The following is a 14,562-nucleotide window of genomic DNA, read 5'->3' as shown; positions in this document are numbered from 1 at the left end:
ACGGGAGGCGTCGATGACCGAGGACTCGGCGGCCGGGGAAGCGGCCGAGCAGGCGACCGGGAAGGCGACCGGGGAAGCCGAGAAGGCGGCCGGGAAACCGGAGTCCGCCGCGCGCACCGGGCTCGGCCAGGGGCCGGGGCGGCTGCTGGTGATGCTCTACGGGGTCTTCACGGTGGCCGCCGCGTCCCGCTCGATCTACCAGCTGATCGCGCAGTACCAGGAGGCCCCGCTCGCCTACATCCTCTCGGCGGTCTCCGCCGCGGTGTACGCGTTCATCACGGTCTCGCTGGTGCGCGGCGGCGAGGGCGCCCGTAAGGCGGCGATGGTCTGCTGTGCGCTGGAGCTGCTGGGGGTGCTGACCGTGGGCACCTGGACCCTCGCCGATCCGTCGGCCTTCCCGGACCAGACGGTGTGGTCCGACTACGGGATGGGCTATCTGTTCATCCCGATCTTCCTGCCGGTCACGGGCCTGCTGTGGCTGCGACGGTCCCGGCGAGGCTGACTTCGGTTGCCGGACGGGCTGGGCTGTCAGCCCGTCCGGCGGTCGACCGCGTCAGGCGCTGGCGGCGTACGCCGTGGCCGTGGCGTCCTTCTCCAGGGTGACCAGGCTCAGCCTGCGGTTGACCTCCTCGGTGCCCACCTGCGCGTAGCCGTAGCGGCGGTACAGCCGCAGATTGCCCTCGCTGCGGTGGCCGGTGAACAGGCGGTACCGCTTGGCGGCCCGCTCCTCGGAGAGCCGCTCCTCGATCGCCGCGAGCAGCCGTCCGCCCAGGCCGTGCCGCTGCATCCGGGGGTGGACGATCAGCTTGGCGATGGCGGCGGTCCCCTTGTCGTCGACGACTCCGCGGACCGAGCCGACGACCTCCGCGCCGAGCCAGGCGACGAGCACACAGCCCTCGCTCAGTTCGGCGCGCAGGTCGTCGAGCGACTGCGTCAGGGGTTCGATCGAATAGTCGCCGTAGAGCTCCGCCTCGGCCTGGTAGCACAGATACTGGAGCTTCAGGATCTGCTCGGCGTCGTCCGCGGTCGCCGCGGAGATGGTCACGCTCATGCCCATGTGCGCATGCCTCCCCTATGTCGTCAGTCCACCGGCCGCGGTGAGGGTGGGAGTGCGACCGGGGGTTCATGGCCTGGGTGGAGGCGCCGCGTGGTCGGCGTCCGCCTCCGAGGCGCCGGTTGTCTATCGCTCCTTTCCCCATGGTTCAGGAGCCGCAACCTCCGCCGTGAGCATTCTGCGCAGGCAACCCAGACATCGGGAACGTACCGGCCCCAGACTGCCCTGTGACATTCCCAACTGACCGGCGATTTCGCGATACGTCGGATCGGTGCGGGAGAGCATCGCCGCGAGCAGCGCGGGGCATCGCCCGGGCAGCCGCCGCACCGCCGCGCGCAGCGTCCGGCGGGTCTCCGCGGCCAGCACGGCGTGTTCGGCCGGGCGCGGCTCGGGGCCGCTGGGCGGGCCGCCGGCCACCGGGTCGTACGGCACCTCGCGGCGCGCCCGGCGCCTGGCCCCGCGCACCTCGGCCCGTACGGCGCAGCGCAGCCAGCGGGCGGGGTGGGGCGGCGGTCCGGTGTCCCGGGTGCGTTCCAGCAGCCGTAGCCAGACGGCCTGTTCGAGTTCGGCGGGCTCGACGCCGACGCCGTGTGCCTCGGCCGCGGCTTCGGCGGCCAGCAGCGGGCCCAGCTGCTTCACAAGGTCCATGCCGGGCGGGACGAGGGCCGGTCGTGGGGTGGTTGCCGGGCGACCGCGGTCTCACCCGACCGGGGAAGCGGCGGGGCCGCGCCTTGACGCTCGCGCGCCCCGCCGCCGCCTCTCACGGACGGATCACTCGCCTTACCGGCTCCGCCGAGCGGATCACTTGCGGAAGTCCGCCGCGGCGAGCAGCGCGGTGTCCGCGTTGTCGGAGAAGATTCCGTCGATTCCGGTCGCGAAGTATGCCTTGAACGCCCCGAAAGCGTCACCGTAGGCGTTGGGGTCGCTGCCGCGGCGGAAGTCGGCCGGGAGGAAGGTGTTCTCGTTGCGCATGGTGTACGGGTGCAGGATCAGCCCCGCCGCGTGCGCGTCCTTCACCACGCTGGTCGGCGTACCCAGCTTGCCGTCCGGCGTCCGGGGGATGATGACCGACAGATCGGGGCCGATGCCCTGGGCGTAGCTCGCGATCCACTTGAGCCCCTCGGGCTTGACCAGGTCCGCGACCGTCCGCGGGTCGTTCGCCTCGACGAAGTCCCACGGGCGGCTGGTCATGGTGGACAGCAGCACGACCGACGGGGTGTCGACCAGCTTGCGCAGCCGCTGGATGCTGCTGGGCTCGAAGGACTGGAGGAACAGCGCCGAGTCCTTGCGGTGGCGGCCGTAGCGGCGGAGCAGCTTGGCCACCCGCTCCTCGAGACCGAGGCCGAGCTTGCGGAAGTAGGTGGGGTGCTTGGTCTCCACGTAGAGCCAGACCTTCCGGCCCCGCTTGCGGCCCTCGCGCTCGGCCCACTGGAGCACCTCTTCGAAGGTGGGCACCTCCCAGCGGCCGTCGTAGAGGGTGTTGCGCTGGCGGTTGCCCGGGATGCGCTCCTTGGCGCGCAGCGTCTTCAGCTCGGCGAGGGTGAAGTCCTCGGTGAACCAGCCGGTGAGCTTGGTGCCGTCGACCGTCTTGGTGGTCTTGCGGTCGGCGAACTCCGGGTGGGCGGAGACATCCGTGGTGGCCGTGATGTCGTTCTCGTGGCGGCAGACCAGATGGCCGTCCTTGGTGGGGACCAGGTCCTGCTCGATGATGTCCGCGCCCATGTCCAGGGCGAGCTGGTACGAGCCGAAAGTGTGCTCGGGCCGGTAGCCGCTGGCGCCGCGGTGGCCGATCACGGTGGGAACCGGCAGCCCGTGGCCCCGGCCGGACGTTCCCGCGGCCGCGCCCGGCGCGGCCTGCGGCTCCGCGGCCGTCGCCGTGCCCGCACCGCTCAGCGCCATCGCTCCCGCACCGAGGGCCGCGGCCCCCAGCAGGGCGCGCCGTCCGGGCTTCTGCTCCCGCTCCATGCAGCACTCCTTGATGTGGTGTTCAACACCTGTCAAATCCCGTCAGAGAACGGCCTGATGGTAGGCGTGGGCGGCTTTCCTACGGGAGACATCGGGCGAAACGCGTGGGGAACGGGGGTCAACACCGCGTACCAGGTGGGTGAACCTGGTGTGCGCCGGAGTGCGACCGGCGAGTATCGTCCTCTATCGGCGCCCGGGTGCGGTACGAGGTTGACGGACCGTACACGGTTGCGTCCCAGACCTTGACCCCGACCGGAGGGCCCGTGTCCCGATTCGCGTTTCTGAAGGCAGTACTCGGTCCGCTGATGCGCCTGATGTTCCGCCCACGGGTCGAGGGGGCAGAGGGCATTCCGGGCTCGGGCCCGGTGATCCTCGCCGGGAACCATCTCACCTTCATCGACTCGATGATCCTGCCGCTGGTCTGTGACCGTCAGGTCTTCTTCATCGGCAAGGACGAGTACGTCACGGGCAAGGGCCTCAAGGGCCGGCTGATGGCCTGGTTCTTCACCGGCGTCGGCATGATCCCGGTGGACCGGGACGGCGGACGCGGCGGTGTGGCGGCGCTGATGACGGGGCGCCGGGTGCTGGAGGAGGGCAGGGTCTTCGGCATCTACCCCGAGGGCACCCGCTCCCCCGACGGCCGCCTCTACCGCGGCCGCACCGGTATCGCCCGCCTCGCGCTGATGACCGGCGCGCCCGTGGTGCCGTTCGCGATGATCGGGACGGACCGGATCCAGCCGGGCGGCAAGGGGCTGCCGCGGCCGGGCAAGGTCGAGGTCCGCTTCGGCGAGCCGCTGGAGTTCACCCGCTACGAGGGCATGGACCGCGACCGCTATGTGCTGCGGGCCGTGACCGACGAGGTGATGAGCGAGGTCATGCGGCTGTCGGGGCAGGAGTACGTGGACATCTACGCCACGAAGGCGAAGTCGGCCGCATAACGGCTGACGCCTGACGTTTCGGGCGAACCGCGGCGGTCCGGTGTTCGGACCGCCGCGGTTCTGTGTCCGTGCGCGACGGCCGCCTCGCGCTCCGGCGAGCCCACGCCCCGGCCGGTGTCGCGGGTCATCGGATTTCCGGAAGATCTGATTCCGTTACCCGCTGGTCACCACCGGGCCCGGCCACTATGGTGCCGCGGGTGACCACGATGACCGTGCCCTCCCCCGACTTCGTGATGCTGCGCGGTCGGCGGTTCGCCGTGACCGATTTCGGCGGGCCGGGCGACCCGGTCCTGGCCCTGCACGGCCACTTCGGCCGGGGCCGGATGTACGCGCCGCTGGCCGCCGCGCTCGCCCCCGAACGGCGGGTGATCGCCCTCGATCAGCGGGGGCACGGGCTGACCGGCGGCGGTGGCCCGTTCACGCTGGACGAGTACGTGGCCGACGCCGCCGCGCTGCTGCGGGAGCTGGACCTCGGCCCGGTCCCGGTCGTCGCCCACTCCACCGGCGCGGTCGGCGCCTACGCGCTGGCCGCCCGCCATCCGGACCTGGTGAGCGCGCTCGTCGTCGAGGACATCGGCGCGGTGACGGACCGTCCGGTGGTCAGCCATCCGGTGCTCGATGTCTCCGGGTGGCCGACCTGGGCCGTGGACCGGGAGAAGCTGCGCGCCGCCATCGAGTCCCGGGGCATTCCGGACGCGTCGTACTTCCTGGACAGCGCCGAGCCGGACCCGCAAACGGGCGGCTGGCGGCTGCTGTTCGAACCCAGCCACATGATGGCGTCACAGCAGGCGATGTGCGGTGACTTCTGGGACGACTGGCTGGGCTCGTCCTGCCCCGCGCTGCTGATGCGCGGCGAGCACAGCTCGCTGCTGCCGCCGGGCCACGCCCACGAGATGGCCACCCGCCGCCCCAACACGCGGCTCCGCGAGTTCGCCGGGTGCGGTCACTGGATCCATGACGACGCGCCCCGGCCGTACACGCGAGCGGTCCGTTCGTTCCTGAGCCTGCTCTAGGTGTGTTGTCCGGCGGTACGCGTACGCCTGCGGCGGGCCACGCGGCGGAGCCGCCTATCGGTGCTTCCCCCTCCCCGCCCCTTCCCTCAACTGGGGCTCCGCCCCAGACCCCGCTCCTCAAACGCCGGAGGGGCTGGAAGGTACGGCACCGTCCCAGACCCCGCTCCTCAAACGCCGGAGGGGCTGGACGGTGCGGCACCGTCCCAGACCCCGCTCCTCAAACTCCCCCAGCTACCGCTGGGAGGTGCCCCTGGAGGGGCTGAAAGGCGGGGCTCCGCCCCGTGGCCGCTCCGGGCCGGAAGCGCCCCGAAGGGGCGCGGGGCTGCATCGATATGTGGCTCCGCCACGGGGCGCGACCAGCCACGACGGCGCCGCAGACGTCGACGGCATCTCGGGGCCGGAGCCGTCACGCCCAGGGCAGTCCCGAGCGGTGGTGCCAGTAGGTCTGCGGGGGCTCGGCCAGCTGCTCCAGCCGGGCCAGTCCGGACTCGTCCAGGCGAAAATCCGCAGCGGCCAGGTTGGACCGCAGCTGGTCCGTCGTGGCCGCGCCGGAGAGGGCGACCGTCACCCAGGGGTGGTGCAGCACCGCGGCCAGCGCGACGGCGTCCGGAGTGGCGCCCGTCTCCTCGGCCACCTGGCGCAGGGGCTCCGGAAGCCGCTCGGCCGCCTCGGTGAGCCGGCCGTTGGCCACGGCCTCCTTGACGATGACCGCCCGGCCCGCCGCATGGGCCTCGGCCAGCGCCGCCCCGGCCGACGGCTCCAGCAGGTTGTAGGTGGACTGGACGGTACGGAAGAGCGGCCGGCCGTCCACCTCCACGGCCAGCGCGGCGCGGATCGCCTCGGCCTGGCGCGGACCGCTGGTGGACACGCCGACCGTCACGCCCTCCGCGGCCAGTCCCGCCAGCCGCGCGTGCAGTCCGGGGTCGGTGAGGGCCGGGCTCTCGGGGGTCACCGAGTGGATCTGGTAGAGGTCCAGCCGGTCACCGAGCAGCGCGTCGGTCAGCTCGCGCTGACGCTCGAAGGTCTCGACGCCATGGTCCTTGACCTCGTGGGTCTCGGCGTCCGTACGCCACTCGGCGACATACGTATAGCCCCACTTGGAGCCGACGACCACGTCCCCGGCGGCGTCCGGGCGCGCCAGCAGCCAGTCGGCGAGGAACTCCTCGGCCCGGCCGTAGGAGCGCGCCGCGTCCAGATAGCGCACCCCGGCGGCGTACGCGGCGTCTAGCAGCTCATGGCTGCGCCGCCGCATCACCTCGACCGGGCGCTCGGCCGGGAGGTCACGGTCCCGGCCGAGGTTGATGTAGGCGGGGCGGCCGACCGCGGCCAGGCCGAGCCCGATCCGGGCCACCCCCGCCCCGGGGGCCGCGATCTCCGTGAGACGTTCGACACCCATACTCCGCGTCCCCACCTCTCCCTTTCGGTCCGTCGCTGTCAGAGCCTGTGTCATATCCCCGGCCGGATCAGCGTGCGGCGTCAGGGGGGTACCTCCCAGCGGTAGCTGGGGGAGCGTGCGATCGCAAGGCGCCGGAGCGCCCTCGTAGCGGAGCCACATGGGCGTTTCGGCAACGCCGCGAGAGGGGGTACCTCCCAGCGGTAGCTGGGGGAGCGTGCCAGGCGCCGCACGCCCGGCCGGGGATATGACACAGGCTCTCAGCGCTTGGCGCCCGCCCACGCGTACTGAGCGGCCAGATCCTCCTTGACCTCCGCGAGCTGGGCCCGCACCGCCACCGGGGCGGTGCCGCCGCGGCCGCCGCGCGCGGCCAGCGCGCCCTGCACGTTGAGGACGCCGCGGACCTCGGGCGTCAGATGCGGCGAGATCTTGGCGAACTGCTCATCGGTGAGCTGGTCGAGTTCGATGCCCGTCCGCTCGCACTCCTTGACGCATTCCCCCGCGACCTCGTGTGCCACGCGGAACGGCACACCCTGCCGCACCAGCCATTCGGCGATGTCGGTGGCCAGCGAGAACCCGGCCGGGGCCAGCTCCTCCATGCGCTCGCGGTTGACGGTCAGCGTGGCCATCATCCCGGTGAAGGCCGGGAGCAGCACCTCCAGCTGGTCGCAGGAGTCGAAGACCGGCTCCTTGTCCTCCTGGAGGTCGCGGTTGTACGCGAGCGGCAGGGCCTTGAGCGTGGCCAGCAGCCCGGTGAGGTTGCCGATCAGCCGGCCGGACTTGCCGCGGGCGAGCTCCGCGATGTCCGGGTTCTTCTTCTGCGGCATGATCGAGGAGCCGGTGGAGAAGGCGTCGTGGAGGGTCACGAAGGAGAACTCCTTCGTGTTCCAGAGGATGATCTCCTCCGCGATCCGCGACAGATCGACGCCGATCATGGCGGTGATGAACGCGAACTCGGCGACGAAGTCACGGGAGGCCGTGCCGTCCAGCGAGTTGGCGGACGAGCCGCGCTCGAAGCCGAGGTCGGCCGCGACCGCCTGCGGGTCGAGCCCCAGCGAGGACCCGGCCAGCGCGCCGGAGCCGTACGGCGAGACGGCGGTGCGCTCGTCCCACTGCCGCAGCCGCTCCGCGTCCCGGGACAGCGCCTGGACATGGGCGAGGACATGGTGGGCGAAGAGCACCGGCTGGGCGTGCTGGAGGTGGGTACGGCCGGGCATCGCCACGTCCGGGTGCGCCTCCGCGAGCCCCACCAGGGCCTGCTGGAGGTCGGCGATCAGCCCGCCGACGATCCGGGCGTGATCGCGCAGATACATCCGGAAGAGGGTGGCGATCTGGTCGTTCCGGGACCGTCCGGCCCGCAGCTTGCCGCCGAGGTCCGGGCCCAGCCGCTCCAGCAGTCCGCGCTCCAGGGCGGTGTGGACGTCCTCGTCGGCGATGGTGCCGGTGAAGTCGCCGGAGGCGACATCGGCCTCCAGCCGGTCCAGGCCCGCCAGCATCCGCTCCAGCTCATCGGCGGTGAGCAGCCCCGCCGTGTGCAGCACCCGGGCGTGGGCGCGGGATCCGGCGATGTCGTACGGCGCCAGGCGCCAGTCGAAGTGCACGGAGGCGCTGAGCTTCTCCAGTGCCTCGGCCGGGCCGTCGGCGAAGCGGCCGCCCCAGAGCCGGACGTCGCCGCTGTTGCCGTTGCTCACGCTGTTGCTCCTGTCGGCTGTGGGTGTGCGACCGCCTCCCCGCCGCGGGGCGGGGAGGCGGCTCGTGACGCGTCGCGTACGTCGGGTACGCGGGCTTGACGCTGGTAGGCAGGCTACTGCTGGAGATCCCGCTTCGCGGCGATCTTGCTGGACATACCGAAGATCTCGATGAAGCCCTTGGACAGCGACTGGTCGAAGGTGTCGCCGCTGTCGTAGGTCGCCAGGTTGAAGTCGTAGAGCGACGCCTGCGACTTCCGTCCGGTGACGACGGCCCGGCCGCCGTGCAGGGTCATCCGGATCTCGCCGGACACCTGCTCGTTCGCCTCGGCGATGAATCCGTCCAGGGCCCGCTTGAGCGGTGAGAACCACAGACCGTCGTAGACCAGCTCGCCCCAGCGCTGCTCGACCTGCCGCTTGTAGCGGGCCAGCTCGCGCTCGACGGTGACGGCCTCCAGCTCCTGGTGGGCGGTGATCAGCGCGATGGCGCCGGGCGCCTCGTAGACCTCCCGCGACTTGATGCCCACCAGCCGGTCCTCGACCATGTCGATCCGGCCGACGCCCTGGGCGCCCGCCCGCTCGTTCAGCCGCTGGATGGCCTGGAGCACGGTGACGCGCTCGCCGTCGAGCGCGACGGGGACGCCCTTGTCGAAGGTGATGACCACCTCGTCGGCCTCGCGCGGAGCGGCCGGGTCCGAGGTGTACTCGTAGACGTCCTCGATCGGCGCGTTCCAGATGTCCTCCAGGAAGCCGGTCTCCACGGCCCGCCCGAAGACGTTCTGGTCGATCGAGTACGGGGACTTCTTGCTGGTCGCGATCGGCAGGCCCTTGGCCTCGCAGAAGGCGATCGCCCTGTCCCGGGTCATCGCGTAGTCCCGGACCGGCGCGATGCAGGTCAGATCGGGGGCGAGGGAGGAGATACCGGCCTCGAACCGCACCTGGTCGTTGCCCTTGCCGGTGCAGCCGTGGGCGACGGTCCCGGCGCCGTGCTTGCGGGCGGCGGCCACCAGGTGCTTGACGATGGTCGGCCGGGACAGCGCGGAGACCAGCGGGTACCGGTCCATGTACAGCGCGTTGGCCTTGATCGCCGGAAGGCAGTACTCCTCCGCGAACTCGTCCTTGGCGTCCGCGACCTCCGCCTCGACCGCCCCGCAGGCGAGCGCGCGCTTGCGGATGACGTCGAGGTCCTCACCGCCCTGGCCGACGTCCACGGCGACGGCGATGACCTCGGCACCCGTCTCCTCGGCGATCCAGCCGATGGCGACGGAGGTGTCCAGGCCGCCCGAGTAGGCGAGTACGACGCGCTCGGTCACGGGTGCCTCCTTACGATCCATGCGCTTCTCTGCATGAGTATGCACTGGACCGTATGTTTCGTCAAAGCGTGGGCGCGGCGGGCTGTCGGCGGGCGGCGCTACGATGCCGCTACCGGGTGCCCGAAAGGTGAGGTAGCGAGCATGAGCGTCCAGGACGACATCCTCCGGCAAACAGCTGAGCGCGCCGCGGCACAGTTCGAGGGCTTCAAGATCGAGGTCGTGGGGGGCCAGATCGTCATGACGCCGCAGAGCGACATTCAGAGCTGGACGATCCGCCGAGTACAGAACGCCGCCGAGGCATCAGGCATCGCCGAGGAACGGCTCCTGTCCGACGTACTCATCCAGTTTCCCGGCGAGCCTCCCCGCGTACCGGACGTGACGATCCTCGAAGACGGGGCCAAGGAGCCGTACTCCTACGACGATGTGCTGGCCGCGGTGGAGATCGTCTCCACCGAGGACGACGACAACGACTACGTGATCAAGCTGAAGCAATACGCTCGGTTCGGGATCCCGACCTACTTGATCATCGATCCCTTCCGAGGGCAATGCACCCTGCTGACCCGCCCCAAGGGCGGCACCTATGCCTCGCGTGACGACTACGCCTACGGCGAGACCGTCACACTCCATCTGACGGACGGCAGCGAAGTGGCCGTCCCCACGGACAAGTTCAAGCGCAAGAACTGAGCTACCCCTGCGGGCCTTCCGAGGCTCGATGGAACTCATCGGTCGGGCGGGAGCGTGTCCCGCGAGCTGAACCCGCCCGGACAACGGCAGCTTGAACCGGACGGGGGTCCATGGGGCGCGCCGCCGGCCGAGGTCACCGCTCCGTACGCCGCCGGACGTCCGCCATCAGCCTGTCCAGCAGTCCGGCGAGCACCGTGCGCTCCTCGTCCGACAGGCCGCGCACCAGCCTGGCCTCGCGGCCGAGCACGGTGTCGACGGACCGCTCGATGAGCGCGTGGCCCTCGGCCGTCAGACACACCAGGACGGTGCGACGGCCGGTGGTCCCGGGCCTGCGCACGACGAGGCCGTCCCGCTCGGCCCGGGCGACGCGCTGCGAGATCGCTCCGGCGGTCACCATGGTCCGGCGGGCGATCTCGCGGGTGCTCAGGGCGTAGGGCGGGCCGGCGCGGCGGATGACGGACAGCAGATCGAGGGTGGCCGCGTCGATCCCCGCCGCCCGCAGCGCCCGGCCGCGGTCGTCGGCGAAGAGCTTTCCCAGCCACCAGATGGGGGTGACGATCTCGATCGACTCCGTGGGGGCACCCGGGCGTTCCCGCCGCCAGGCCGTGGCGATGTCCGCGGCGGAGTGGACGGCCCCGGGCTCCTCCGACGCGCCATAGGCGCCGGGCTCCGGGACTTCGGGGGTGGGGTCGGGGCCGACCATGGATGCGTTCTCCTGTCGCCATGGGTTACGTTTAGACCTAAACGTAGCTGAGTACAGGAGGACTTGTGAGCCGGACCGTGCTCATCACCGGTGGCACCAGCGGCATCGGCCGCGCCATCGCGGAGATGTTCATCGCCGACCAGGCGGAGGTCTTCATCACCGGCCGCCACCCCGACACCGTCGAACAGACCGCCAAGGAGACGGGGGCGCACGGCGTCGTCTGTGACGCCGGCTCCCCCGAGCGGGTCGCCGCCCTCGCCGACCGGTTCGGCGAGCTGGACGTCCTGGTCAACGCGGCCGGCGGACTGCCCGATGCGGCGTCCGACGGCCTCTCGCCCCTGGACGCGCTGCGCGCCCAGTGGCACAGCAGCCTGTCCCAGAACCTGCTCACCGCGGTGCTGACCACCGCCTCGGTCCGGGAGAAGCTGACCGGCGGGAGTTCCGTCATCAGCATCGGCTCGATCGGCGCCGAGCGCGGGGGCGGCTCGTACGGCGCGGCGAAGGCCGCCCTGGCCGCGTGGAACGCCTCGACCTCCGCCGAGCTCGCGCCGAAGGGCGTCACCTGCAATGTCATCTCCGCGGGCTTCATCGCCGGTACGAACTTCTTCCAGGGCGGGATGACCGACGAACGCCGCGGCGCGCTCGTGGCGGAGACCCACAACAAGCGTGCGGGCACGGTCGAGGACATCGCGCAGACCGCCTTCTTCCTGGCCTCGCCCGGCGCGCGGCACATCACCGGCCAGACCATTCACGTCAACGGAGGCGCCTTCACCACGCGGTAGCACCTGCCCATTCGGCCGCCGGGCTGAGACCATGGCGGGGCGGGGAGCGCAGCTGCGGACCGAGGGGGAGTCGGGGCCGGTGCAGAAGAAGCAGATGATGGTGCTCGGCGTATTCGTGGTCGGGGTCCTGTGGATCAACAACAACGGTGACGGCAACACCCGTGACGACAAATCGCCGAATCCCGATCAGACCGCCCGTTACCCGGTCCACTTCGAGAGGGACGACGGGAAGAAAGACGACGGGAAGGGCACCAAGAAGCAGCCCGAACCGCGCTCAACGGTGTCCTACCCGATCAAGTTCCACCATCGGTGACAGCCATGGAGGCGCGGGCGGCGGACCGCTCCGGCCCAGACGACTCCCACCCGCCCAAGGCCGTTCACGGCGGCGTGGGAAGGCGTTCGGAACCGGAACGCACGCTGACCGCCATGAATCACCTGAATCCTGCCCCCAGCCGCCGCCGGTTCCTCGCCGCGGCGGCCGGCCTCGGTGTCACGGCCGCCGGGACGTCCGGGGTGGCGGCCGCCGCCACCGGCCCGCGGCCGCTACGCGTGGCCACGTTCAACATCCACCACGGCGCGAGCCCCGCCGACGTACTCGACCTGGACCGCGTCGCCCGGGTGATCCAGGCCATGCGGGTGGACGTCGTCGGCCTCCAGGAGGTCGACCGGTTCTGGAAGCGCAGCGGCTTCGTCGACCAGCCCGCCTGGCTGGGCGAGCGGCTGGGGATGCGGTACGCCTTCGGCGCCAACCTCGACCTGGACCCGGAGGAGCCCGGCCGGCCGCGCCGTCAGTACGGCACCGCGGTGCTCTCCCGCTGGCCGATCCGGTCCTGGACCAACACCCATCTGCCGCTCGTCCCCGGCCATGAGCAGCGCGGTCTGCTCCGGGCCACGCTGGGCGTGCGCGGCGCCTGCGTCGACTTCGCGGTGACGCACCTTCAGCACGACGACGGCCAGGAGCGCGAGCGGCAGTCCGCCCGGATCGTCGAGCTCCTCGGCTCCTCCCCCGAGCGCACCATCCTGGTCGGCGACCTGAACGCCACGGCCGACACCCCGGAGATCCGGACCCTGACCGACGTGCTCGGCGATGTGTGGCCCCAGGCCGGCACCGGCGACGGCTTCACCTACGACTCCGTCAACCCGCACGCCCGGATCGACTTCCTCCTCCCCTCCCGCGACCTGCGCCCGCTCACCGCCGAGGTGTTCACGGCGGACCCGGGGGCCTCGGACCACCTGCCGGTGGTGAGCGAGCTGCCGCTGCCCGCGCGCCACCGCCGGTGACGCCCGAAACCTGTGAATCCTGAGCCGGACCTGTGAGCCTCGGCCGAAACCTGTGAATCCCGACGGCCTTTGAGTCATCCCGCGCTCGGGGCCGTATTCCCTTGCGCCGGAGCCCAAGGGAAGGGGACAGGCCGTGACGACGCTACTGAACAGCCGGGCCGGGCGGCGGCAGGCCATGCGCCGCATCCAGCCTCGCCGTTCGCATGCCGTGCCGTTGATCCTGCTCAGCCTGGCAGGTGCGGCGGCGGTGCTGTCGCTGTGGTGGCAGAACACTCCGAACGTCGACGGCACCGCGCAGTGGCTGACCCACGCCGGGCGGCTCAGCGGGCTGCTCGGCGGCTATGTCCTCGCCCTCGTCGTCCTCCAGATGGCGCGCGTTCCGGCGCTGGAGCGGCGGGTGGGGTCGGACCGGGTCGCTCGGTGGCACGCGTTGAGCGGGCGGTACGCGCTGTGTCTGATCGTGGCGCATGTCGGGCTGATCATCGCGGGCTACGCGGAGCAGGCCGGCACCGGCCTCGTCGACCAGTCCGTCACCGTGGTCATGGACTACCCGGACATGATCAAGGCGGTGGTCGGCACCGCGATGCTGGTGGTGATCGGGCTGATCTCGGCGGGGATGGTGCGCCGCCGGATGCCGTACGAGGTCTGGTACTACCTGCATCTGTTCACCTATCTGGCGGTATTCCTGACCTTCTGGCACCAGCTCGCGACGGGCGCCGAGTTCGTCGGGAACAAGACCGCGGAGACCGCCTGGTACGCGCTGTACGGCACGGTCACCGCACTGGTGGTCTGGTACCGGCTGCTGGTGCCGCTGCGGCTGAACCTGCGGCACCGGATGCGGGTGGAGGCCGTCGTACCGGAGGCGCCCGGAGTGGTGTCGGTGCTGATCAAGGGGCGCAAGCTGCACCGGATCGGGGCGCAGGCCGGGCAGTTCTTCCGCTGGCGGTTCCTGGCCCCGGGAATGCGCTGGGGCTCCCACCCCTACTCCCTCTCCGCGCCGCCCCGGCCGGAGCTGCTGCGGATCACGGTGAAGGCGGTGGGCGGCCACAGCACGGGGCTGGCCTCGCTGGAGCCGGGCACGCGGGTGTGGGCGGAGGGGCCGTACGGCGCGATGACCGCGGCCCGGCGCAGCCGCGGCAAGGTGCTGATGATCGCGGGCGGGGCCGGGATCACCCCGATCCGGGCGCTGTTCGAGACGCTGCCGGGCAAGGGCAGCGACCTCACCCTGCTCTACCGGGCCCGCAGCGTCGAGGACCTGGCGCTGTGGAACGAGCTGAAGCAGATCGCGACCGAGCGCGGGGCCCGGCTGCTGTACGCGGTGAACGGCCCGGACGGCGCCCGGCCGGAGATCACCGCGGAGCGTCTTGGCCATCTGCTCCCCGATATCGAGGACCACGACGTCTATCTGTGCGGCCCACCGGGCCTGGCCGAGCACGCGTACGGGGCGCTGCGTGAGGCGGGGGTTCCGGATCGCCGGATCCACCACGAATCCTTCGAGCTGTGACCGAGGTGAAGCCATGAAGAGGAAGCATCCGCTGCGCCGCATCATCGTGGGAACGGCCGCCACCGTCTCCGGTGTGGTGCTGCTGCTCGCACTGAAGCAGCCCGGCTCCGGGGGCGGCCAGGCCGTCGCCGAGAACCAGCCGGGGCAGGCGCCGCCGGTCGCGGCCACGGCACCGCCGGGCGGGGCGGGCACGGGGGCCGGGGCGGGCGGTGTGGGCCAGGGGGCGGGAGCGGGAGGCGATGAG

At 71.5% G+C, this 14,562-nt stretch carries 15 protein-coding genes and 1 pseudogene; 9 read left to right on the top strand and 7 right to left on the bottom strand.

Features of this window, described 5'->3' with window-relative positions; genetic code table 11:
- Positions 1-13 precede the first annotated feature (13 nt).
- Positions 14-502 (top strand): hypothetical protein, encoded by a 489-nt coding sequence (locus ABD329_RS43125; RefSeq protein ID WP_198280138.1) that lies wholly within the window; start codon positions 14-16, stop codon positions 500-502.
- Positions 503-553: 51 nt separating this feature from the next.
- Here the strand turns inward: ABD329_RS43125 and ABD329_RS43120 are convergent, their stop codons facing one another.
- The 3 genes from ABD329_RS43120 to ABD329_RS43110 all read right to left on the bottom strand — a co-directional run bounded on the left by ABD329_RS43120 (position 554) and on the right by ABD329_RS43110 (position 3,019).
- Positions 554-1,057: a GNAT family N-acetyltransferase gene (locus tag ABD329_RS43120; RefSeq protein WP_198280133.1), complete on the bottom strand. Its 504-nt coding sequence runs from the start codon at positions 1,055-1,057 to the stop codon at positions 554-556.
- A gap of 123 nt (positions 1,058-1,180) precedes the next feature.
- A complete protein-coding gene (locus ABD329_RS43115; protein ID WP_198280132.1) occupies positions 1,181-1,702 on the bottom strand; it encodes a sigma-70 family RNA polymerase sigma factor in 522 nt (173 codons plus the stop codon).
- Positions 1,703-1,855: 153 nt separating this feature from the next.
- Positions 1,856-3,019 (bottom strand): glycerophosphodiester phosphodiesterase, encoded by a 1,164-nt coding sequence (locus ABD329_RS43110; RefSeq protein WP_198280131.1) that lies wholly within the window; start codon positions 3,017-3,019, stop codon positions 1,856-1,858.
- Between the two features lie 263 nt (positions 3,020-3,282).
- Here ABD329_RS43110 and ABD329_RS43105 point away from each other — a divergent pair, with 263 nt between their 5' ends.
- Together ABD329_RS43105 and ABD329_RS43100 are read left to right on the top strand one after the other, a co-directional pair.
- A complete protein-coding gene (locus ABD329_RS43105) occupies positions 3,283-3,957 on the top strand; it encodes a lysophospholipid acyltransferase family protein (protein WP_020867138.1) in 675 nt (224 codons plus the stop codon).
- A 206-nt stretch (positions 3,958-4,163) separates the two neighbouring features.
- The gene (locus tag ABD329_RS43100; RefSeq protein WP_246618889.1) at positions 4,164-4,970 is read left to right on the top strand and encodes an alpha/beta fold hydrolase; all 807 of its coding nucleotides are present in this window, start codon (positions 4,164-4,166) and stop codon (positions 4,968-4,970) included.
- 406 nt (positions 4,971-5,376) lie between these two features.
- Here the strand turns inward: ABD329_RS43100 and ABD329_RS43095 are convergent, their stop codons facing one another.
- The 3 genes from ABD329_RS43095 to ABD329_RS43085 form a co-directional block, all read right to left on the bottom strand.
- A complete protein-coding gene (locus tag ABD329_RS43095) occupies positions 5,377-6,366 on the bottom strand; it encodes an aldo/keto reductase (RefSeq protein ID WP_198279886.1) in 990 nt (329 codons plus the stop codon).
- Positions 6,367-6,623: 257 nt separating this feature from the next.
- On the bottom strand, positions 6,624-8,054 hold the full coding sequence (argH, locus tag ABD329_RS43090) for an argininosuccinate lyase (protein WP_198279885.1): 1,431 nt from the start codon (positions 8,052-8,054) through the stop codon (positions 6,624-6,626).
- A 113-nt stretch (positions 8,055-8,167) separates the two neighbouring features.
- Complete coding sequence (locus ABD329_RS43085) at positions 8,168-9,364, bottom strand: argininosuccinate synthase (protein WP_198279884.1); 1,197 nt, start codon at positions 9,362-9,364, stop codon at positions 8,168-8,170.
- Positions 9,365-9,505: 141 nt separating this feature from the next.
- Between ABD329_RS43085 and ABD329_RS43080 the strand changes: the two genes are divergently transcribed.
- The gene (locus ABD329_RS43080) at positions 9,506-10,048 is read left to right on the top strand and encodes a Uma2 family endonuclease (protein ID WP_198279883.1); all 543 of its coding nucleotides are present in this window, start codon (positions 9,506-9,508) and stop codon (positions 10,046-10,048) included.
- Positions 10,049-10,181: 133 nt separating this feature from the next.
- Here the strand turns inward: ABD329_RS43080 and ABD329_RS43075 are convergent, their stop codons facing one another.
- A complete protein-coding gene (locus tag ABD329_RS43075; protein WP_198279882.1) occupies positions 10,182-10,751 on the bottom strand; it encodes a MarR family winged helix-turn-helix transcriptional regulator in 570 nt (189 codons plus the stop codon).
- Positions 10,752-10,816: 65 nt separating this feature from the next.
- On the opposite strand from ABD329_RS43075, the gene ABD329_RS43070 reads away from it, so the two are divergent.
- The 5 genes and pseudogenes from ABD329_RS43070 to ABD329_RS43050 all read left to right on the top strand — a co-directional run.
- A complete protein-coding gene (locus ABD329_RS43070) occupies positions 10,817-11,533 on the top strand; it encodes an SDR family oxidoreductase (protein ID WP_198279881.1) in 717 nt (238 codons plus the stop codon).
- A 79-nt stretch (positions 11,534-11,612) separates the two neighbouring features.
- Complete coding sequence (locus ABD329_RS43065; RefSeq protein WP_198279880.1) at positions 11,613-11,846, top strand: hypothetical protein; 234 nt, start codon at positions 11,613-11,615, stop codon at positions 11,844-11,846.
- Between the two features lie 113 nt (positions 11,847-11,959).
- Positions 11,960-12,814 (top strand): endonuclease/exonuclease/phosphatase family protein, encoded by an 855-nt coding sequence (locus tag ABD329_RS43060; RefSeq protein WP_198279879.1) that lies wholly within the window; start codon positions 11,960-11,962, stop codon positions 12,812-12,814.
- A gap of 175 nt (positions 12,815-12,989) precedes the next feature.
- Positions 12,990-14,318 carry a ferredoxin reductase family protein gene (locus ABD329_RS43055; protein WP_198279887.1) on the top strand — a complete coding sequence of 443 codons (1,329 nt, stop codon included), beginning with the start codon at positions 12,990-12,992 and terminating at the stop codon, positions 14,316-14,318.
- A 13-nt stretch (positions 14,319-14,331) separates the two neighbouring features.
- A pseudogene (locus tag ABD329_RS43050) lies at positions 14,332-14,562 on the top strand (FMN-binding protein); the annotation flags it as partial.

Source organism: Streptomyces javensis (genome assembly GCF_039525925.1).
Taxonomy (GTDB): Bacteria; Actinomycetota; Actinomycetes; order Streptomycetales; family Streptomycetaceae; genus Streptomyces; species Streptomyces asiaticus.
The sequence above is the reverse complement of the archived record's forward strand: the minus strand, read 5'-3'. Positions and strand labels throughout refer to the sequence as shown.

Bases quoted from the DNA above. Each gene is read 5' to 3' on its own strand.
- ABD329_RS43125 (WP_198280138.1), top strand. From the start codon at position 14: ATGACCGAGGACTCGGCGGCCGGGGAAGCGGCCGAGCAGGCGACCGGG.
- ABD329_RS43120 (WP_198280133.1), bottom strand. From the start codon at position 1,057: ATGGGCATGAGCGTGACCATCTCCGCGGCGACCGCGGACGACGCCGAG.
- ABD329_RS43115 (WP_198280132.1), bottom strand. From the start codon at position 1,702: ATGGACCTTGTGAAGCAGCTGGGCCCGCTGCTGGCCGCCGAAGCCGCG.
- ABD329_RS43110 (WP_198280131.1), bottom strand. From the start codon at position 3,019: ATGGAGCGGGAGCAGAAGCCCGGACGGCGCGCCCTGCTGGGGGCCGCG.
- ABD329_RS43100 (WP_246618889.1), top strand. From the start codon at position 4,164: ATGACCGTGCCCTCCCCCGACTTCGTGATGCTGCGCGGTCGGCGGTTC.
- ABD329_RS43095 (WP_198279886.1), bottom strand. From the start codon at position 6,366: ATGGGTGTCGAACGTCTCACGGAGATCGCGGCCCCCGGGGCGGGGGTG.
- ABD329_RS43080 (WP_198279883.1), top strand. From the start codon at position 9,506: ATGAGCGTCCAGGACGACATCCTCCGGCAAACAGCTGAGCGCGCCGCG.
- ABD329_RS43075 (WP_198279882.1), bottom strand. From the start codon at position 10,751: ATGGTCGGCCCCGACCCCACCCCCGAAGTCCCGGAGCCCGGCGCCTAT.
- ABD329_RS43060 (WP_198279879.1), top strand. From the start codon at position 11,960: ATGAATCACCTGAATCCTGCCCCCAGCCGCCGCCGGTTCCTCGCCGCG.
- ABD329_RS43055 (WP_198279887.1), top strand. From the start codon at position 12,990: ATGCGCCGCATCCAGCCTCGCCGTTCGCATGCCGTGCCGTTGATCCTG.